This is a genomic window from Treponema sp. Marseille-Q4523, from assembly GCF_016901105.1.
Lineage (GTDB): Bacteria > Spirochaetota > Spirochaetia > Treponematales > Treponemataceae > Treponema_D.
Map to the genome: position 1 here is coordinate 1 of NZ_JAFEVM010000013.1, position 19,731 is coordinate 19,731.

14 protein-coding genes are annotated in these 19,731 nt (G+C 51.1%); 8 read left to right on the forward strand and 6 right to left on the reverse strand.

The annotated features are described in order from the left end of the window. Positions 1-88: 88 nt before the first annotated feature. Positions 89-691, reverse strand: a complete 603-nt coding sequence (locus JSQ97_RS05580; protein ID WP_205075146.1) for a hypothetical protein — start codon at positions 689-691, stop codon at positions 89-91. A gap of 45 nt (positions 692-736) precedes the next feature. Between JSQ97_RS05580 and JSQ97_RS05585 the strand changes: the two genes are divergently transcribed. Beyond that, positions 737-2,566, forward strand: coding sequence for a hypothetical protein (locus JSQ97_RS05585; protein ID WP_205075147.1), 1,830 nt, complete (start codon positions 737-739; stop codon positions 2,564-2,566). Here the strand turns inward: JSQ97_RS05585 and JSQ97_RS05590 are convergent. After that, the gene (locus tag JSQ97_RS05590; RefSeq protein ID WP_205075148.1) at positions 2,556-3,107 is read right to left on the reverse strand and encodes an MBL fold metallo-hydrolase; all 552 of its coding nucleotides are present in this window, start codon (positions 3,105-3,107) and stop codon (positions 2,556-2,558) included. The two genes, JSQ97_RS05585 and JSQ97_RS05590, sit on opposite strands and share 11 nt — an antisense overlap. Further along, positions 3,104-3,769, reverse strand: coding sequence for a pentapeptide repeat-containing protein (locus JSQ97_RS05595; RefSeq protein WP_205075149.1), 666 nt, complete (start codon positions 3,767-3,769; stop codon positions 3,104-3,106). Before JSQ97_RS05595 ends, JSQ97_RS05590 begins: the two co-directional genes overlap by 4 nt. Positions 3,770-3,792: 23 nt before the next feature. On the opposite strand from JSQ97_RS05595, the gene JSQ97_RS05600 reads away from it, so the two are divergent. Both JSQ97_RS05600 and murI read left to right on the forward strand, forming a co-directional pair. Then, entirely contained in the window at positions 3,793-4,107 is a 315-nt protein-coding gene (locus JSQ97_RS05600; protein WP_239446981.1) for a hypothetical protein, read from the forward strand. Next, complete coding sequence (gene murI, locus JSQ97_RS05605; RefSeq protein WP_205075150.1) at positions 4,104-4,949, forward strand: glutamate racemase; 846 nt, start codon at positions 4,104-4,106, stop codon at positions 4,947-4,949. Before JSQ97_RS05600 ends, murI begins: the two co-directional genes overlap by 4 nt. A gap of 155 nt (positions 4,950-5,104) precedes the next feature. Here murI and JSQ97_RS05610 read toward each other — a convergent pair whose 3' ends face one another. From JSQ97_RS05610 to JSQ97_RS05620, 3 genes are all read right to left on the reverse strand, one after another. Then, positions 5,105-5,794 (reverse strand): metallophosphoesterase, encoded by a 690-nt coding sequence (locus tag JSQ97_RS05610; protein ID WP_205075151.1) that lies wholly within the window; start codon positions 5,792-5,794, stop codon positions 5,105-5,107. A gap of 112 nt (positions 5,795-5,906) precedes the next feature. After that, entirely contained in the window at positions 5,907-8,267 is a 2,361-nt protein-coding gene (gene pbpC, locus JSQ97_RS05615; RefSeq protein WP_205075152.1) for a penicillin-binding protein 1C, read from the reverse strand. Continuing rightward, positions 8,264-13,951: an alpha-2-macroglobulin family protein gene (locus JSQ97_RS05620; protein WP_205075153.1), complete on the reverse strand. Its 5,688-nt coding sequence runs from the start codon at positions 13,949-13,951 to the stop codon at positions 8,264-8,266. Before JSQ97_RS05620 ends, pbpC begins: the two co-directional genes overlap by 4 nt. A 211-nt stretch (positions 13,952-14,162) precedes the next feature. On the opposite strand from JSQ97_RS05620, the gene JSQ97_RS05625 reads away from it, so the two are divergent. The 5 genes from JSQ97_RS05625 (at position 14,163) to JSQ97_RS05645 (ending at position 19,700) form a co-directional block, all read left to right on the forward strand. Then, positions 14,163-15,317: an iron-containing alcohol dehydrogenase gene (locus JSQ97_RS05625; RefSeq protein WP_205075154.1), complete on the forward strand. Its 1,155-nt coding sequence runs from the start codon at positions 14,163-14,165 to the stop codon at positions 15,315-15,317. 234 nt (positions 15,318-15,551) lie between these two features. Then, a complete protein-coding gene (hisG, locus tag JSQ97_RS05630) occupies positions 15,552-16,406 on the forward strand; it encodes an ATP phosphoribosyltransferase (protein WP_205075155.1) in 855 nt (284 codons plus the stop codon). A 101-nt stretch (positions 16,407-16,507) separates the two neighbouring features. After that, the gene (locus JSQ97_RS05635; RefSeq protein WP_205075156.1) at positions 16,508-17,131 is read left to right on the forward strand and encodes an imidazoleglycerol-phosphate dehydratase; all 624 of its coding nucleotides are present in this window, start codon (positions 16,508-16,510) and stop codon (positions 17,129-17,131) included. 8 nt (positions 17,132-17,139) lie between these two features. Further along, on the forward strand, positions 17,140-17,847 hold the full coding sequence (locus tag JSQ97_RS05640; protein ID WP_205075157.1) for an SGNH/GDSL hydrolase family protein: 708 nt from the start codon (positions 17,140-17,142) through the stop codon (positions 17,845-17,847). A gap of 98 nt (positions 17,848-17,945) precedes the next feature. Then, the gene (locus JSQ97_RS05645; RefSeq protein WP_205075158.1) at positions 17,946-19,700 is read left to right on the forward strand and encodes a S1 family peptidase; all 1,755 of its coding nucleotides are present in this window, start codon (positions 17,946-17,948) and stop codon (positions 19,698-19,700) included. Positions 19,701-19,731 lie beyond the last annotated feature (31 nt).

The window sequence follows — 19,731 nt, forward strand, 5'->3', positions numbered from 1 at the left end:
TCATTGTTCAGTGCGAATCATTTTTAAAAATTTTCCTTATTATATCGGTGATTAAAGGTCTTTTATTTGTAAATTTGTTTTTTGCATATCACCGTCCTACCTTTACCCAAAGCGATGCGTTTATGTGCCACGTGCGCAGCTCTATGCCGTCGGTGTTTGCAGGTTCAACGTTCGTATTTTTTGCTGCGGCTTTATCGGTTCCACTCTCATCGTTTGCGGCTTTGCTTTCACCGATCTCCGCATCCGCAATTCTGAACACGCAGCAGGAGCGCGGAAAGCGGGTGAATAATTTTTTCCCATTTTCGCAAGTATGGGACGAATCTGCCTCTTCATCCGTCTTTTTCCCGGCGAGTATTTTTCCGCAGGCGGCTTCGCCGTTTCGAAAGTGCAATATTGCGGGGAAAAAAAATTCGCCGTTTGAAACGGAGGGTATACCGATCGTAAAGGACTCGATCGCATTTCGCATCGTTTTCAGCTGCGTCGCATCGAATGCCGTATTCACATTGCCGCCTGTTTGCATGATCGTATCGCTTTCAGCCGCGGAGTAATCGAAATTATTAAAAAACGCCCACAGCGGAAAGAGCGGGACCCAGCAAGGCTTTCCCGCTTCGGCATTAAGGCGTGAAAGAGATGCTTTTTGCGCACGTGACAGGATGAGCGCTTCCGTCGAGTGCGGGATAACGGTGAACATGACCACAGTATAGCTATTTTTGTAAAAAAAATGTAGTATTGCCGGATGGTGTCTTTTTTTAAAAAATTAACAATAAAACAAAAAATTCTTTTAAGCGTGCTTACCGTATTGCTCGCCTGCGATATCGGTTTGCTTGCCAAAAAATATCGGTCGAAAACTTCTCCGCTTTCGCTTATTTTCCCGGAAGAGATGCAAGTGTCCGCATCGAAGCTTGGGGCATTGAACGCAAATGCGAAATCGAAAAAGGTGCGGCCGGGCTGCGCGTATTATCGGTTCAGCGGTGAACAGCAGCGGCAGCTTGATTCCTATATTCAACGCAGCGGTGATGCTTCTCTTTCGGTGCACATACGGATTGCACGAGATGAGGCGGCGGGCGCGGATAAAGCGTTTATGCTCGGTTTTTTATTTGCCGACGATTTTACGTTTCGAGGCAGACTGCAAAAAGAGATCGAAAAACGTCCGCTTGCAAGTCTGCATATAAAAGATATTTCCGAATTCGCTCTCGCGCTTTCGATCGAAAAAGACGAAATGAAAAACGGCAAAAGCATACCCTGCGGTTTTTTCGTGTATGCTGCCGTTCCGGCTTCGATTATCGCTGCCGAAATTCGAAGAGGGGCGATAGGCTGGGATAAAAGCGCTTCCGTACCCCTCTTTGCGTTTGCGCCGAACGGAGGCGTGATGGGCGAGTCGCCCGATGAAGCGGATTTTTCCGGCGCATCGCTTGTCTTTCCTGCTCAAAATACGGATACGGCCGTTATGCCGAAAATCACCGCGGCGTTTTATGCGCCGGAGGATTGGGGTACGGCGCAAAATCCCGTAAAGACGGAATTGAATGCGGGCGGTGAAAAATTAATAATATTTCGTACGGATAAAACGCGGGTGTCGGGTTCCGGAAATAAAACGTACGCATACGATATACCGACGGCGGCTCTTGCGAATCCTTTTTCGACGTTTTCCTGCAGTGATAAAATTAATAATATTTCCGTTCTCATGATGACGCGGAACGATGTCAAAAACGAATTGAATGCGGGCGGAAAAATTTTTGCACCTTTTAAAACCGATCCGGGATTGATCGTTTCGTGGCCGAAAAATCGATGGCGTACGGGCGATTACGAACTCTTCGAATGGGACAGATTTCCCGGCGTGCTCATCATCGATACGAAAGACTTTGCCGTGCAAAACGATTTTTTCAAGCGGCTCGCATTTTTTTCCGAAAAGATGGGTTATCGCGGTACGCTTCTTACCGACGAAGCGCTCGAAGGTATGCACGGTTTTAACGCGCACGATTACAATGCTCTTTCCCTTGCCGCCTTTTTTACAAAAGCGAAAGCTGAGAATTTTCCGCTCAATGCGCGCGAACTTCTTTTGCGCGATATCCTGCTTGCAAACGGCGTGATCGTTGCCGACGGTACGGCGTATACGGCGGGGCGCGGAGCGCTCCTTTCGATTTCACAGGAATCGCCCGAATGGCTCCGCAATCGCTATATTGCGCATGAAGGATGGCACGGCATTTTTTTTACCGACGAAAATTTTCGTAACGCGACGGCGGCCGTTTTTTATACGACGGACGAAACTTCGCGCGATTTTTTGACGAGCTATTGGCAATTACATCCCAATCTCAACTACGATTTGAACGACGAATATCTCGTGCACAACGAATTTATGGCGTACATCATGCAGCAAAACGTTTCCGCCGTCGCCGCATACTTTGTCAATCTTGCGAATTGGGCGTCGGTGCAAAAAGCGATTCCTTCGCTTGCAGCATACGTGCGGCAGACGCACGGTATTCCGTTTGAAGATGCGGCAAAAGTATTCGATGAATACGCATTCGACAATTGGGGACTTTCGTGCGGCCGCGTGTGGCTCATACGATGAACATGCGTTCCGCACCGACGCAGGTCGGCGGCCCGTGCCCCGGCATGATGACGGTCGCGTCGTTTTCAGACAGGATTTTTTGTTCGATGTTTTTCCGGAGTACGAAATCGGAATAGCTGCTGTTCGTACTTCCGATTTTTCCGGCAGAGAGACTGTCGCCGGTAAAAAGGACGTTGCCGATTTTGTAGACCATGGAATCGGCGGTGTGACCGGGCAGCGCCATGTAGCGCACCGTAAGACCTGCGATGCGGATTTTTCCGTCGCCCGTGATGACGTGCGTGTCGTTTCCCGCGACTTCCCAATCGGCCGCATAAACGGCGGGCGTATATATTTTGCGCAGCGTTTTTAATCCGTGTACATGACTTCCGTGATTGTGCGTGATAAAGACGCCTGTGAGTTTGTACGATCCGTCTTCGATGCGTTTGATGATATCGTCCGTGATTTTTCCGGGGTCGATGATGATCGCTTCTTTGTTAAATTCGTTTTCGATGATGTAACAGTTTGAAAATCCGCCGATGTTGAGATGAAAATATATTTTCATATACCGCCCCTCATCTTCGGCGCGATCCCCTGAAAGAGTTCGCTGCCCTTGCGGTCGAAAACGGCTTCCCTCGTGTTCGACATTTTCATTGAAACGTTTTCGCACGAGCATTCGAGAAAAAGAGTGTTTTTGATATTGCAATTTCTAAGCGATGTGTCGACGAGGCGCGCACCGATAAAGCGCGAATTGTACAAGTCCGAATCGTCGAACGATGATTGAAAGGCCTGCACGCCGTTGAAATTGTTTTGCACCATGTCGCTGCCGGTGAATATCGTGTGAGAGAAGGTACAGCAGGCGAACGACGTAAACTGCATAGTGGAACCGGCGAGCATGCAGTCGGCGAATGTTGCAAAATCGAACATGCACAGTTTGCCGCGCAAACCTTCCGAGCGGAGATCGGTAAACGTGCAGTGCTGAAAATTGCAGCCGTAAAATCGCTTATTCGATAAATCGATGTCACGGAACATAATGCCTGCGGCGTTTAAACCGACTATGACGTCGTGCGTTTTAATATAATCGTAAATCGATTTTTTTGCGCGGCCGGGATCGGGCGTGTGATCGAGACAGTATCCGCGTTCTTCGGTCATACCGTTCGTTTCATCGAAGACGGAAAGCGAAAGATTTTTGCACGAGTGAACGAAGCACTTGTTCAGCGTAAACATGGTTTTATCGTACGCTATTGCGTTTGTTTAGTCAAACGATTACAATCGATTCCATGTGTTGGAAGTGCAAGCGCGCGATACGCAGTTCCGAAAAAATATTCAGGACATCGGTATGTGAATTTTGCGGAGCCGATTTGCATGTCTGCCGCAACTGTACGTTTTATTCGCCGGGCGCGCATTACGATTGCCGGGAAACCGTGGAAGAACTTGTAGCCGACAAAGAGAGGGCGAACTTTTGCGCAGCGTTTTCACCGCGCACCGATTTTGCATCCGGCGGCGACAAGGCGGCAAAAGCGCGCGATGCGTTCAACAGTTTATTCGGCGGTATCGTGTTATGAATTTTGCGTTTTTGGATTCGGGTACCGGCGGCATCCCCTATATGCTTCGTCTCAAACGGCTCGCTCCCGACGCGACTTGCGTCTACCTTGCCGATACCGTGCATTTTCCGTACGGAGAAAAAACCGTTCCCGAAATAATCGAATACTCGACGGCTGCCGTTTCGCACATCATCGACACGTGGCGTCCGGAAACGATCGTTGTTGCGTGCAATACGATTTCCGTTTCCGCCCTCGCCTCCCTTCGCGAACGCTTTCCCTCCGTGCCGTTTATCGGTACGGTGCCTGCGATAAAGCTCGCCGCTTCGGTGACAAAAAATAAAAAAATCGGTTTGCTTGCGACGAACGCGACTGTGCGCGACGCATACATACGCGAGCTCGAAAAAGGTTTCGCATCCGGTTGTACGATATATTCACGCGGAGATGCCGACCTCGTTTCGTTTATCGAACGGAAGCTCGTTACCGCCGACGAAAACGAAAAGATGCGCGCGGTTATGCCGGCGGTCGATTATTTTGCGGAAAAAGGCTGCGACACGATCGTGCTCGGCTGTACGCATTTTACGCACCTTGCGGATATCATGCAAAAGGCTGCGGGAAAAAACGTAAACGTCGTCGATTCTCGTGACGGCGTTGCGCGTCATGCGATCGAAGTACACGGCGATTTTATTCATTCGGAAAAAAAGAAAAACGAAAATATTTTCACTGCAGCAGCCGATTTTCTTTCGGACGTGCCGGACGGATCGTTTTTCGTTACCGGCATTTCGGACGATAAGGCGAAAGCTTATTACGAGGCGTTTTGCAAAATGCTCGCGATCCCCTTCGGCGGAATACTTCCGGTTATTTAAGGAGAATGCTCCCTTGGAGCCATCGGTTTGACGAGAAATTTATTTGCCAGGCTCACTGCCGAATTTACGGGGCTGTTCAAACTTTCAGTGTTCGGACAGTTTTCTTAATTTACTATATTCTCAATTATTAATTTTCTCCTCGGATGAGAGCGCCGCTATCGCTCCGTCTTTCGAAGTTCCGCGTCTGCGACGCTCCACTCGCCGTCTTTTTCGGCGATTTCCATAACGGCATAATTTCCGTCGAGGAGTGCGCCGGGGTTGATCACCGTCGTCGCTCCGATTTTATCGATCGCCGCCCCTTCGTGAATATGTCCGGTGATAACGGCGAGCGGTTTTATCCGTTCTATAAATTCGCGGAATTTTTGCGAGCCCGCGTGCAAAGCCGGATTTACCGCATCGCACTTTGTATCTTTCGGCGGATTGTGGGAAATGAGTATGAGATTTTTCCACGTGCCGCCGCTCTTTGCCGAAGCGCGTTCGATGACGTCGAAATCCGACAGGAGTTCGTCTTCCGTTCGTTCGTTCGGTGTCGTACCGGTAAACTTGCTGCCGCCGCCGCTTCCCGCGATACAAATGCCGTCGTGGTAGACGAGCGCGCCTTCGACGCTGATATCTTTTTTTTCGATTTCGTGTAAAAAATCCGGTTCGTCGCAGTTTCCGATAACGGAAAAGATGACGTCGTGCTTTTTGCACAAAGCTTCGAGCGCGGGCAGACCCGTTTCCGCGTGCTTGAAGGCGGCGAAGTCTCCGCCGAACAAAACCGCATCGACCGCTTTAAACTCTCCCTCGAGTTTTTCGAGTGCCGAAATATTTCCGTGTAAATCGGATATGACTAAAAACTTCATAGGCTTCTCCCGTTTTCTCAGAACAGTATACACCTGTTTTAATAAAAAAGACAGCGGCGAAAATCACATGCGATGCGCACATGGCTCTTCAACGGAGTCCGAAGTGCCGGCTCTAGTCCGCGCTTCGAATCTTCACCGTACAAGAATCGCTTCTGCCTTTGCCGTCGGCGACGGTGAGTTCGTAAATGCCGGGAGACGGTCTCCATTCGTATTTTTCGCCCGGCGCGCTTTTGCAGATAAACGACGCGCCCGAAAACCAAAACAATTCTTTCGTATCGGCATCGGCGGACGCGCTCAAAACGATGGTACTGCGCGCGGGATCGGAGGAGCGGAACACGTATTCGGTATGTTTGAGAGGCGAGCGTATTTCCGGCGGATAGCCGCTTTTGTATAAACCGCTTTTGCTTTGCTCGGGCGGATAATCGGGAGGAGAAAGCCGCGGCAGTCCCGCTTCGGCAAAAAGCGCCTGTAAATCACTCGGCCAAAATTCGCGCACGACTTCTTTGCAATACGGCTTTCCGGTTTCATCGGTACGGTAGCCGCTTCTCGTGTCGATCGTTATCTTTCGATGAATGCGGCACTTCGCTATCGGCGACACTCCGGGGATAAACCACGCTTCTTCGGTATTCGGGCAGTCGTCGGTCGGAACGGCACCCGACACGGAACACACGCGTATCTTCGTCACTCCCTCAGGCGGAAACTTCGGGGATGCACCGACTCTGCCCGACGCGATCATACTGTCGGCGATGGCAAAAAAAAGAGGAGCTGCGGCACTGCGTCCGAGAAAGGCATTGTTTCCGACGCCGTCGAAATTTCCTATCCACACGCACATTACGTACTTGCCGAAAAAGCCCGCCGTCCACGAATCGCGGAAGCCGACGGACGTTCCCGTTTTGTAGGCGACAGGAACGGCTTTCGCTTCGGCAGGTCTTGCTTCTACGGGCGGAGGATTTTGCTCGAGCATTTTGCACACGATGAACGCCGCTTCGGGCGAAAACAGTCGATGTTCTTTAAAATTATTAATTGTTAATGCGTCGCCGATTGCCGCACGGCTTTCGCTCATAACCGTTTTAAGCGGCCGCTCCGTACCCCCGTTTACGAAAGAAGCGTACAACGTCGTAAGTTCGAAGGGTGTTACGTCCGCGCTTCCGAGCACGATCGAAAGCCCGTAGCTGTCCTTCGCTTTGAGGGCGGAGATACCTGCGTCCGCTAAAAAATCGTAGAGATCGGGATTTTTCAATTTCCGTGCAAGCGTTATCGCGGGGATATTGCGGCTTTCCGTAAGCGCCTGCCATGCTTTTATCGGGCCTTTAAATGTGTTGCCGTAGTTGTCGGGCGTATATTCGCTGAAACTCGACGGCGTGTCTTTGAGCATCGTGTCGTAATGGATGATCCCCTGATCGAGGGCGAGCGCGTATATAAAAGGTTTCAGCGCGGAGCCGGGCGAACGCTTTGCAATGTTTCCGTCTACCTGCCCCTGAATGGCGTCATCGTAAAAACGCGCCGAACCGACTGCCGCAAGCACTTCCATCGTTTCGGAATCGGCGAGGAGAACAGCAGCGTTCGCAATGCCCAAATGCCGCTTCCTGTTGATAAAAAAGCGGATGCGCGATTCAACGAGTTCCTGCAAATTCGAATCGATTGTCGTCTTAATAATTTTTTGCGGATGTGCAAGATGCGGTCTTTGCAATTCGAGCATGCGGGTATAGTGCGGCGCTTCGTCGGGAAAAGCGCAGACGAGCTGAGGGTGAGATGCGACGAAAGAGCGCTCGCCGCTTGCCGCCGGACGTTCCTTTATCCATTCGTCGAAAAGCGAGAGTCTCGCGTCGATGAGTTCGTCCGGGACATGAAATGCGGAGGGACATCGCTTTGCGGGATTTTGCGGAAGTACGCAGAGCATGAGGCGCTGCGGCAGATCCGTTTTTTCGATGCTCTTTCCGAAAAAATAATAAGAAGCCGCTTCGAAGCCTTCGATGTTCTTTCCGCAGGGTGCGAGGTTGACGTACGCGTCGAGTATGTCCTGTTTCGAATACAAAACTTCGAGACGGAGCGCTAAAAAAATCTGCGCGAGTTTTCCGGGAATACTTCGCGTGTACAGGCGGTATTTCAATTTTGCCGTCTGCATCGTGATCGTTGACGCGCCTATAACGCGCGATCGCTTTACGTAGGTTTCCCAGCCCGCACGTATGAGGGATGCGGGATTGATACCGTGATGCACATAAAAGCGCCGGTCTTCCCGAAGCAAAAGCGCTTCGAGAAATTCTTTCGGAAATTCCGTAACGGGTTTATAAATGCGAAAGCGTTCGTCCGGAGTGAGGTATACGCGGAGAAGTTTTCCGTTCCGGTCGGCATAGGCGCCGGAAAATGAGATACCGTCGAGGATGCCGTTCGCTTTGCTGCGGACGACATCGACAATGCAAAAAAGCAGCAGCGCTCCCGCAATGCCGAGAGCTGCCGCATGACGCTTTTTCATTTATCGGAGATAGTTATGCTTTTTTGCGGACGGAGCGCGCGCTGCGTGCCGTCGTACATCGCTTCGGCAAAGAGCGGCGGCACCGTGTACTTCCCTGAGTTGACGGCTCGCACTTTGTATACGAACGTTTTAAGTTCCTGCGTCACCGTGCCGAAGAGCACGATGCGATCTTCGCGTATGTCGACGTAATCGGGTTTCCAGCCGGTATCGCTTTCGCGTACGGACGCGATATCCGCTTCCAAACCGCACGGCAGCATATCGACGACGGCGACGTTGCGTATCGATCTGTTTTTCGTCGAACGGACGTTTACCTTTACCGTCACTTCATCGCCGAGTTTTACCGCATCGATTTTTTTGCCGTTCGCATCGACAAATTCGCGGTACACTTCGATACCGTCTTTCGTTTCGCCTGAGGGGATATCGTGTAAAAATCCGCCCTGCGTTACTTGATAAAAGAGATTTGTCTTTTCCTCGTTCGTCAAGCGAAGTTTTTGCGCATCGGATGCGAACTCGGCGGTAAAGACTTTCTCGCCCTGCGGCGTAAGTGCTTTCGTCGTTTTGCCCGATTCTTCGACAACGGTAAATTTTCCCGTTTCAGATGTGGGCATTGCCGCAAGATAGCTTTTTATCGCGATGAGCGTCATTGCAGCCGAAAGGGATGCGTAACGGCGGTGAACGATTTCGTCTTCGATCGATTCGAGCAGATGTGCGGAAACGGCGGAAAGTTTTTCGGGATAATATTCCGAAATGAGGTAAAGGTACGCCGATTTGAAATACAAGTCATCTTCGAAAAAGCCGATGCTGTCGGCCGTTTTGACGCCGCGTTTTACGCGCGAGACGAGCTTTTCGCCTTCCGACGCCATGCCGAGCATTTTATACGATGCGGCGAGGAAAACGCCCGCGACGGAAGCTTTATCGTCGCGATCCATATCTTTGCGCAGAGAATTGATATAATCCGTCGTCACCGTTTCGTTCCGCGTGAGCACGTAAACGCAGAACGCGCGGCCGTATACGCCGCCGTCCGTGTCGGCCGCCCTCTTTTTCAAAACGCCGAGCAGATTGTTAAAAAATACGTCGGGGACGTAATAACCGTTTTCGCGCGCGTCGGTTAAAAACATGGCGCAGTATGCGTCGAGCGCAGCCCAGCTTTCCGAACGGTGCGTCCAAAATCCGATCGAACCGTCGGACTTTTGTCTCGACTGAAGAGCTGCGACGACGTTGTCGACCGCTTCCTGAGCGTCCGCTTTCGTTTTGCCCGACTCTTTGAGCAAGTCGGGGAACAGGTACGGATAGGCCATACTCACTTGCTGCTCCGAACAGCCGTACGGATATTTTTCAAGGTAAAACTGCAAACCCTTTGCCAGCCCGCTCGGCAGGTATGAAAGCGCGATTTCCCTCGTCGCGTATTCGTTGTACATTTTTTTATCGACGTCGACGCTCGCTTTGTCTTTTGTGACGCGCCCGCTCGTAAGCCGCACTTGATACGGCATGGACGGACGGACGCTCATCGATGAAGCGATGCGCGACGAATGCGAAGCGCCCTTTGCAGTAAACGCGATATCCGCAGCTCCGAGTACGTCATTCGTTTTTATGCCGAACGTCGCCGTCGCATCCCTCCCTTCGGGGATCTTGAGCGTGACCGACTGCGCGGATGTGATCGAAAAGTGAGCGGTCGGAACGGCGCTGAGCACGACGGATGCATCGCTTCCCGAACCCTTATCGTTGTTCGTTACCGTCACCGATATGTCGAAAGTATCTCCCGGAGAGGCGAAGGTCGGAGCATTCGGCACGATGACGTAAGTGTCTTTTATCTCCGACGATGCCTGTGCGACGCCGATCGTATCGGACGACACCGCGACGGCCATAACGCGGAGGCTTCCGTTGAAGTAATCGGGAATGCGGTAGGTAAGGTTTCTCTTTTGGGGTCCCGTATCGACGATGCCCGACCAATAGGCGACCGGCTCGTTTTGTTTTCGCTTAAACGGATTCAAATTGTGCGCGAGCAGATCGTAGTCTTCACCGCCGCCTGCCGCAGCGAGCGTACGGAGGATATTGTATTCGGGCAAAACCAAATCGAGCACTTGAGATGTCGAAACTTCGAGCGCGCGCTTTTTAAAAAAGTATGCAAGCGGATCGGGCGTTTTATAGCGCGCAACTTGCAAAATGCCTTCGTCGATCGCCATGACGACGATTTTTCCCGGCCTCTTACTCGAATACGAAATCGTGTAATCGGTTCCAGGCTTCGCTTCACGCGCTACATCAAGCGTGATTTCGTTTGTACGCCGCTCGAGGCTGACCGAAAACGGAACGGCCGCATAGCAGAAGGGACTCATGTAGATTTCTTCGGAGTCGTAGGAGCGCGCGTACATGATCGTGATATAACCGTTTCCTTCAAGTCCCTGCGGGATTGCGATCGACTGCAGAGAGGACGCGCCGTCGGAACGGAACCATTTGTACGTATACACTTTATCGCGTTCGACGGCGATGAGACCGCTTCCCGCATACGGCGCTTTGATAAAAATCTGCGCCGTGTCTCCCGGACGGAAATCGCTTTTTTCCATCTTTACTTCGAGCTCCGCGGTACGCGACAGGCTTCGCTGCAAATTCTTTTCGCCGATAACGGAATACGGCGTTTTATTAAATTCGAGACCTTCTCCGTTTTTCAGCGTCAACGTAAAATCGCCTTCATCCGAAACGGGCAGCCGATATTTCAATCCCGCTTCGGGGATCGTAACCGTTTTCGTAAATACCGGATATTCTTTTTTTACCGATTGATATTTATACGCGCCGTTCGGCTGCTTGACGAGTACGGACACGTAGCGGTTTTCCGTGACGGCAAGTTCGACTCCCGACACTGCTCTCTGTTTGAGGTCGGGGCCGACTGCGATGAGCGTCAGTTCGCGTGCCGAATCCTTTTTGATGTACGAAAGATCGCCGTCGGCTTTTACGCCGATGAGATATTCGAGCGGAGAAACGTATACCGACGACTGTGAAGAGACCGCGCGGCCGCTGCCTTTTTCGTAACCGTCAGCCGTAAAGGTCATGCGGTACGATGCTTTGGCAAATTTTTCGACGTCGATCGCAAACTCCGCCCGTCCCTCATCGTCGGTCGTCTTTTCGTCGAGCTTTTCCGTATACGAATCTTTTCCGGTATACGGATCGGAAAATACGTAGCCGCGGTACTGCGGAAAGCGCATATATCCCGGAGCGAGCGAAATCTCCGCCGAAACTTTATTGCCCGCCGCGACCGTGCCGAAGAGGTTTCGAAGCTTTACGACGCCCGTAAGCTTTGCCGGCCGGATCCAGCCTGAAGCCGGAAGCGGATCGAAAGCCGTCGAGATCGAAAGCGTATCCGGCAAAAATTCTTCGACTTTGACCGTTTCGTTTCCGAGAAAAACGCGTTCGATTTTTCCGTCGGAACGCTGTTTTCTGAAATATGCGGAAACGTTGTATTCGCCGGTCGGAGAGTAGGACTGCGTGGCGAATTTGATTTCTTCAAAGCCCGCGTCGTTGAGCGCGAATTCTTTATCGACTATCTCCGTGCCGTTCGGATCCGTAACGACGTAAGCGAGAGGAGTACCCGCAAGACTCTTCGCCCAATCCCCCGCTTTGACGATGAGACCCAGCTTTGCCGTATCTCCCGGCCGATAGATGCCGCGGTCTGAAAAAATATAGGTGTGGATCGCATCGGGATCGAGCGCGCCGTATTCGCCGCCCGTATTGAAATCCGAATAATCGAGCGAGCGTCCGTAATCGGCATACGGCATAAACGCGAAGTCGTTTCCGTTTATCGCAGTATAGGCGACGGGACGATGTTCCTTGTTGTTCATCGAAAGAGCGGGAAGCGTTACGTGACCGTCGGATGCCGTAACGCCCGAAGCGAGCGTGTCGCCGTTGAGCGCTACGACTCTTATTTCGGAACCCGCGACAGGGCGCCCCGTCGCGATCGACTGTACGAATACGTCGCAGGTTTTATCTGCATTTCTTTTTACGATGATCCCCTGATCGGTTACGAGGATGAGCCGCTCGTCGCCGCGCCCGTTTTTTTCGCTCGACACGCGGAACAAAAAGAGACCGTACTTGAGATGCTGCGACGGGATCGAATTCAAATAGCCTGAGAAATCGAAGTTCGTGTACGACGGTTTTTTCGCGCTCGTCGCAGCGACCGAAGCGTCGGAACGATAGACCGCACTCACATTGTTTTGATTGAAGATATAGTCGTAGTTGAACGAAAAATTTTTCATATCGCCGTTCGACATCGATGCGATGTGATTGATTTCGTCGCTCTGCATGCGCCACACCGTGTAGTACACTTTGTCGACGCCGCGCGTGAGCACCGGAATCTTTTTGCTGCCGCGCATCGAAATGATCGTACCGTCCGATAAAATCGTCGTCTCTTTCGGATAGGAGCGCACCTTCACGACTTCTCCGTGAGGATCGGTCAGATAATAATCGCCGTAAAATTTCGCACCGTCTTTTACCGCGACGTACAGATACGCGCCCGGTTTCGCATCGATTACAAACGAATGCATCGTATCGTATTCGAGTTCCGACGGCAGCGCCGTAAACGAAAGCGCTTTACTGTTTTTAATAACGGTGTCGGTAACTTCTTCTTCGCTGTACCACTCGTAATCTTTTTCGCCGCGTCTGCCCGGTTCTGCAGGTTTATCCTGCGGCAGCTCGTATACCGAAAGCGCGCTTTGCAAATTGTCGGCGCTTATCTTCGCCGTCGTTTCGATCGCGATCACCTGCTCGTATTCCTGCGCGTCGTTTTTGACAAGGGTAAAATCTATCGATTCGATTTTGGCATAACTTGAAGAACCGGGAACGGTAACCGAAGCCGTCATCTTTTTCAAAGGCGATCCGCCCGAAGCCGATTTGATTCCCGCCGCGATCGCAATGTTCATCGTTACGTCTTTTGCAGGCACGCCGAGCGGTTCGGACGCAAAAAACGCGGTGCGCTTGTCGTCGCTCAAACCCGCCGTGACCGTATAGCTGCGTTTTTCGAAAGTACCGCTTTTCGGATTTTTCATATCGGGAGAAAGCGAGACGAGCTTTTCGATGCCGTCGGAGTTTATAGGAAAATTCGCGCGGAGCGAAAACGAAATATATTTTTTTGCGGGGTCGGCGGCGTCGATGCAGAATTCCTCATCTTCGATTTCCGCATAAAAATCGTCGGTTGAAAATTTTGCCGTATACGAACGGATTTTAACATGGTCTGCAAAATCTTTTTTTGAAAACGAAATCTGATACTGCGTACCGAGCGGCCACGGTTCGGAAGGCGTAAAGACGAGTTCGTCGGAACCGATCCATCGCCATTCGCCTGCCATATCGGGTTTCATCGCTATGCCGCCGGCAATGATTTTATCGGCATCGTCGATTTTCGCCGCGGAACCGTTGAATGAAATGACGAGCGGATCTTTCGCGTTTTCGAGCAAATCCGGCTCTTCGACCGAATAACCTATTTCCATTTTGACCGGCATCTTCGACTCGATAAACACCCACGCGAACAAAGCCGCAACGGCGAGCACGATGAGACCGACAAGGGACGCGAGCGAAATGAGCGCGATTTTCCGCGCTTTTTTAAATCCGGCTTTATTGCGGAAAAAGAAACGACCGATCGCCTTCATCCATTCAGGCGCCTCATACTTTCCGAAAATTTTCGACCATGTGATTTTACCCATACAGGCATCTCCAAATTAATAAAATGCGGTATGCGCCGCAGCTGGTTTTACCGAAAAATTATACCGTTTTAATCTTTACTAAACAATCGCAGATCACTATGATAAACGGGACGAAATCGATCGAATACATATATACGGCTATGCGGAAGAACGCTGGAAGAGACGCCTGCATCGGCGCCGCTTTCAGCTCATATACAAACCAGGAGGTAATATGAAGTACGCAACGTTCAGTATCCCCAACAGGATCGTCCACGGCGCAGGTGCATTGGAGTTCCTTTCCACGTTGGAAGGGAAAAAAGCGGTCATAGTCACCGGCGGAAGTTCGATGAAAAAATTCGGATTCATCGACGAAGCCAAAGGCTATTTGGAAAAAGCGGGAATGCAGGTGCAAGTCATAGACGGCGTCGAACCCGATCCGTCCATTAAAACCTGTAAAGACGGCGGGGCGAAAATGGCCGAATTCAAACCCGACTGGATCATCGCATTGGGCGGCGGCTCTTCGATGGACGCAGCCAAAATCATGTGGGTGTATTACGAATATCCCGGCTATAATTTCGACGATTTGGTCGCATTCAAATTTCCGAAGCTGCGGACAAAAGCAAAACTGATCGGCATCCCGTCCACGTCCGGTACGGCGTCCGAAATCACGGCATTTTCCGTTATCACCGACAGAGAAAAAAATATCAAATATCCTTTGGTCAGTCCCGATATCATTCCCGACATCGCCATCGTCGACGATAGAATCCCGGCAAAGATGCCGCCGCTCGTTACGGCGCAAACCGGTATGGACGTCATGACGCATGCGATCGAAGCGTATGTTTCGACCGCCCATGACGATTACACCGATCCCTATGCGCTCGAAGCGATCCGGCTCGTATTCGAATATCTCGAACGGGCAGTCGCAAACGGCAGCGATATGGAAGCGCGCGGAAAGATGCATACGGCATCTACCGTTGCGGGTATCGCGTTCAGCAACTGTTCGCTCGGCATCGTGCATTCTATGGCGCATAAAATCGGCGGAGAATTTCATTTGACACACGGAGAGGCGAACGCCATCATGCTTCCGTACATCATCGACTACAACAGAAAGGAAACCGACCGCTACAGTAAATTGGAAGGCGCTTTGGGCATAGATGATATCGCAAAAGCGGTGACGGCTTTAAACAGAAAGGTCGGCATTACGCGCACGATTCAAGAAGGCAAAAACACCGTCATCCCCGAAGATGCATTCCTCAAAGTATTGGATCTGATGAGCGAGCGGGCATTCAACGATGCGTGTACGCTTACCAATCCGAGAAAAACATCGCCTGCCGATATTAAAAAGATTTACCTCGCTGCATACTACGGCAAAGACATCGACTTCTAAAAGCAGCCGCGCGCTTTGTGCAGCAGCGTGATCTTACCCGCAACGGAGATACAATCGCCTTCGTTGCGGTTTTTTTTCGCATGGGATTGTCCCCGACTTTTGAAACAGTTCCGTCTTTCCGTTTTGACAGACAATAGACGAATGATGTAGCGCGATAAAACCTGCACGCGCGAATGAACAACGCGCGAACGAACGATTGATTTATCCGAGCCTTTGGGCTATAGTTTAAAATCTATGGAAAAATTAAAACTGCTCCTTCCGAAAGGAAGGATATACGAAAACGTCGTCGGCCTCTTAAGCGGCGCGGGCATCAAAGTCGATTTGCCCGAACGCGCGTACCGCCCCATCGTCAATCAAAGCGATTTGGAAGCGAAAGTGATGAAACCGCAGAACATCGGCAAACTGCTCGAACTGGGGTCTCACGATGCGGGCTTTACCGGCCGCGACTGGATCGAAGAGTCGAAAGCCGATGTCGAAGAGATCATGGACTTGGGCTTCGACAAAGTGCGCATCGTCGCGGCAGTGCCGAACGCGCTCGACGATCACACGCTTCAAACGAAGCGCGTCGTCGTCGCAACCGAATACGAGCAGATCGCGCGCAAGTGGCTCGAAAGCAAAAAAATCGACAGTATCATCGTGCGGACATACGGCGCGACTGAAGTGTTCCCGCCGGACGACGCCGACATGATCATCGACAATACGGCGACGGGGCGCACGCTGCAGGAAAACGGGCTCCGCATCGTCGACACGATTTTGAAAAGCTCGACGTGTTTTTTCGCATCGAAGACGGCGCTCGCAGACCCGCAAAAAAAGCAAAAGATCGACGAACTGAAAATGCTCTTCGAAGCGGTGCTCAATGCGCGGAACAAAGTGATGCTCGAAATGAACTGCTCAAAAGACATCTTCGATACGCTCATCAAAGAGATCCCCGCGATGAAAAGTCCGACCGTTTCTCCGCTGTACGGGGACGACGGCTACGCGATCAAAATCGCAGTCGATAAATCCGAAGTGCCGCTCCTTTTGCCGAAACTGAAAAAGCTCGGTGCGGTCGATATCCTCGAATACGAGCTTCGAAAGGTATTGGCGTAGATTAACAAATCGAATGCCGAGTTTTAAAGAACTCGAAATTAAGCCTATTACAATAAATGCCGAGTTTTGAAAGTATCGGCTGACGGATCATGGAGCGTGCTATGGCAGGACGAATCGCATCGATAGAACGGAACACGGGCGAAACGCGGATAGCGCTCACCCTCGACCTTGACGGGAGCGGAAAATATACGGTAGAAAATCCGATAGGATTTTTCGATCACATGCTGCGCTCTTTTTGCAAACACGGTCTCTTCGATTTGAGCGGCACGCTTTCAGGCGATTTGAACGTCGACCAGCATCACCTCATCGAAGATACGGGTATCGTGCTCGGAAGCTGTTTCGCAAAAGCGCTCGGCGACTGCGCCGGTATCTCGCGTTCGGGATTTTTTATCTACCCGATGGACGAAACGCTTTCGCGTGCCGCAGTCGATTTCGGAGGACGTTCCTACCTCGTCTTCGACGGAAAAATTTCGGGCATACCCCTCGTGTCGCTCGGCGATGACGGAAAAGAAGCGAGCTTTCAAACGGACTGTGTTGAAGATTTTTGGCAGGGCTTTGTCGGAGGCGCAAAATGCAATCTGCATTTGGACACGCTCCGCGGCAGAAGCGATCACCACAAAATCGAAGCGATGTTTAAAGCAGCCGCCCGCGCGATACGGAGCGCCGTCGAACTCGACGTGCGAAGGTGCGGAGAAATCCCTTCGACCAAGGGCATCATCGTCTGAGGCGCAGTATGGAAAGCGGAATACACACGATAGCGGTCTGGGGAGATTCGATATTAAAAGGGGCGGTCACCGGTTACAGCGAAAGCCGCTTTGACATCCTTGAAGAAGAAAACAGTCTCGCCCTCGCTCAAAAAAAGCTCGGCTTTACGCTCATCAATAAAAGCGTATTCGGCAACATCATCAATAAAGCGCTTCGCACGCTCAAGCGCGATATGGAAAAAGGTTTAAGCTGCGATCTCGGTATCGTCGAAAGCGGCGGCAACGACTGCGATTACGATTGGACTCCGATAAGCGAAAACCCCGATGCTCCGCACAAACCTCGAAATCCGCTGCCGGACTTTTTGCGTATGCTCGATGAAGCGGTCGAAACGCTCCGCGCACATAAAATCACCCCGCTTTTGATGACGATGCCGCCGCTCGTTCTCGACCGCTGGTATAAAACGATCACCTCGGGTCAAAACAAAAAAAACATCGACGCCTTTCTCTCCGGCGATGTCTTCGAATTGTACCGTGCTCACGAACTCTATTCGCTTTCGATCGAAAAATACGCCCTCAGTCACGGCGTCCAGTACATCGATATGCGCATGGCCATGCTCGAAGCGAAAGATTATCGTTCGCTCATGTGCGAAGACGGCATTCATCCGAACGCTTCGGGTTACGCATACATGGCGGACGTGTGGATCCGGGAACTTCCGCGTCTGCACAAGGAATTTTAAACGGCAGACCGATGTGCGGTGCAAAGACACGGAAGATTGATTTTAAAGGCGTAAGCGCTCCGTTGCATAAGTATCTCCGCGTCGTTATAATATAAGGTATGGAGATCAGCAATTTTAACAAAAAGCGCTTTTACGGCGTCTTGATCCTGTGCTTTTTAGCTACAGCAGCTTTTACGGCGCCGCTGCGAAATTATGTTTGCATCGTGCGTAGCAATTTACCGAAAGATACGGTCACCTTTTTAGAGGATTACCGCGACAAACTTTCAAACCGCGGATACGCTTCGTATGCGAAAGATATCGACGCGTATTTGAAGGGATCGTTCGGTTCGGGCTTCGTATTCTATGCATCGAACGGCAAACCTTACGTCGTCACTAACCGGCACGTTCTTAAAGAAGCCGAAACCGTCAACGTCGAATTCGAAAACGAAGACGGATCCAATTCGAATTACAAAGAACTCAAAATCATCGCGGTGGATGAAGACATCGATATCGCCCTCGTCGCTCTGCCAGACACGTATGCGCGGAAAGGTTTAACGTTGAGCGGCAGTACGGTGCGCGACGGCGACGAAGTGTGGTCTGCGGGCTTTCCCGGACTGGGAGGAGAGCCGATGTGGCAGCTCGGCAAGGGTACGGTAACCAATGCGCGTGCAAAAATCAAAGAGCTCCTCTCTCCCGATATTTCCACGCTCATCCAGCATTCGGCACAAGTCGATGCGGGAAATTCGGGCGGTCCGCTTTTGACGGCGGATGCAAAATCGGAAGCGGGATATTCGATCATCGGAATCAATACGTGGAAAGCGACATACCGGGAATCGACGAATTTTTCGATCCCCGCGTCGATCATCAAATCTTTCGTCGAACGAAATATCGCAGGAGATAAAAAGCAAAATATCGATGAACGTGCAAAACAATTTGTAAAATCGACTGCAGATAAAAACACGCTCTTCTTTTCGCTCGGAAAATATATTTCGAACGAAATGGTTTCGAAAACGGGCGGCGATGAATTCCTCGATGTGCTTGCAACGGCTCCTTCAGCCGTCCGTTCCATCATCGTCGAAATATTCGCTTACGATCCGATCGAAGGTTTGCGCTATGCGCTCGCATACAAAGTGTGGAAGGCATTTCAAGGAGATGACGGCGCGCTTACGACCGAAGCCGGTGCTGCGGAAGAATCGACGAACGGTATGAAAGTCTCTTTTACGCCCGAAGGCAAAGAAGCAATCCCGTCTCTGTGGACGGAAGAACAGGGTGTCTGGCGACTTTCGGAATTCGGAGAAGCGAAAAATACCGGAACCGCGAAAAAGAATTCCAAAAAGAGAGGCGGAGCGTCCAGCGTAAACGGTCTTGAAATCGACGATCCCTATCTTATCAATATTTCTGCCGGCGCGCTCATTCCGTTCGAAACGAAATCGACCGGATTCAATCTGTCGGTATTGTTTATGAGAAAATTTTTCGGCGGCGGTCCTTTCATCCAAACCGAAAAAGTGGACAATGTCACCGTAATGAATAAATACAACGAAGAAAAATACAAGGAAGCGAAATCGATGACGACCGTCGGCGGCGCGATCCGTTTTCAAGTGCCGCTCGCATTCAACAAATTCATCGTCGCGCCCTTTGCGGAAGCGCGGCTCGGTCTCACGAATACGACAACGCTGACAGGCGATGATCGTTCCGACCGTTTTTACTTCGGTATCGGCGGGGGTGCATACGCGGCGTACCGTGTGACCGATTGGTTCGCACCGATGATCGGCGTACAGTATATGCATTCGAACTACTCCGTATTTTTTAAAGACACTTCGGAAAAATCAAACAGCGTTCTCATATTTGCAGGTGTAAAATTGGTTGAACGATAACAACATAACATACAGATCGAGGAAGCCGTTC

Bases quoted from the DNA above. Each gene is read 5' to 3' on its own strand.
- JSQ97_RS05580 (WP_205075146.1), bottom strand. From the start codon at position 691: ATGTTCACCGTTATCCCGCACTCGACGGAAGCGCTCATCCTGTCACGT.
- JSQ97_RS05585 (WP_205075147.1), top strand. From the start codon at position 737: ATGGTGTCTTTTTTTAAAAAATTAACAATAAAACAAAAAATTCTTTTA.
- JSQ97_RS05590 (WP_205075148.1), bottom strand. From the start codon at position 3,107: ATGAAAATATATTTTCATCTCAACATCGGCGGATTTTCAAACTGTTAC.
- JSQ97_RS05595 (WP_205075149.1), bottom strand. From the start codon at position 3,769: ATGTTTACGCTGAACAAGTGCTTCGTTCACTCGTGCAAAAATCTTTCG.
- murI (WP_205075150.1), top strand. From the start codon at position 4,104: ATGAATTTTGCGTTTTTGGATTCGGGTACCGGCGGCATCCCCTATATG.
- JSQ97_RS05610 (WP_205075151.1), bottom strand. From the start codon at position 5,794: ATGAAGTTTTTAGTCATATCCGATTTACACGGAAATATTTCGGCACTC.
- pbpC (WP_205075152.1), bottom strand. From the start codon at position 8,267: ATGAAAAAGCGTCATGCGGCAGCTCTCGGCATTGCGGGAGCGCTGCTG.
- JSQ97_RS05620 (WP_205075153.1), bottom strand. From the start codon at position 13,951: ATGGGTAAAATCACATGGTCGAAAATTTTCGGAAAGTATGAGGCGCCT.
- JSQ97_RS05625 (WP_205075154.1), top strand. From the start codon at position 14,163: ATGAAGTACGCAACGTTCAGTATCCCCAACAGGATCGTCCACGGCGCA.
- hisG (WP_205075155.1), top strand. From the start codon at position 15,552: ATGGAAAAATTAAAACTGCTCCTTCCGAAAGGAAGGATATACGAAAAC.
- JSQ97_RS05635 (WP_205075156.1), top strand. From the start codon at position 16,508: ATGGCAGGACGAATCGCATCGATAGAACGGAACACGGGCGAAACGCGG.
- JSQ97_RS05640 (WP_205075157.1), top strand. From the start codon at position 17,140: ATGGAAAGCGGAATACACACGATAGCGGTCTGGGGAGATTCGATATTA.
- JSQ97_RS05645 (WP_205075158.1), top strand. From the start codon at position 17,946: ATGGAGATCAGCAATTTTAACAAAAAGCGCTTTTACGGCGTCTTGATC.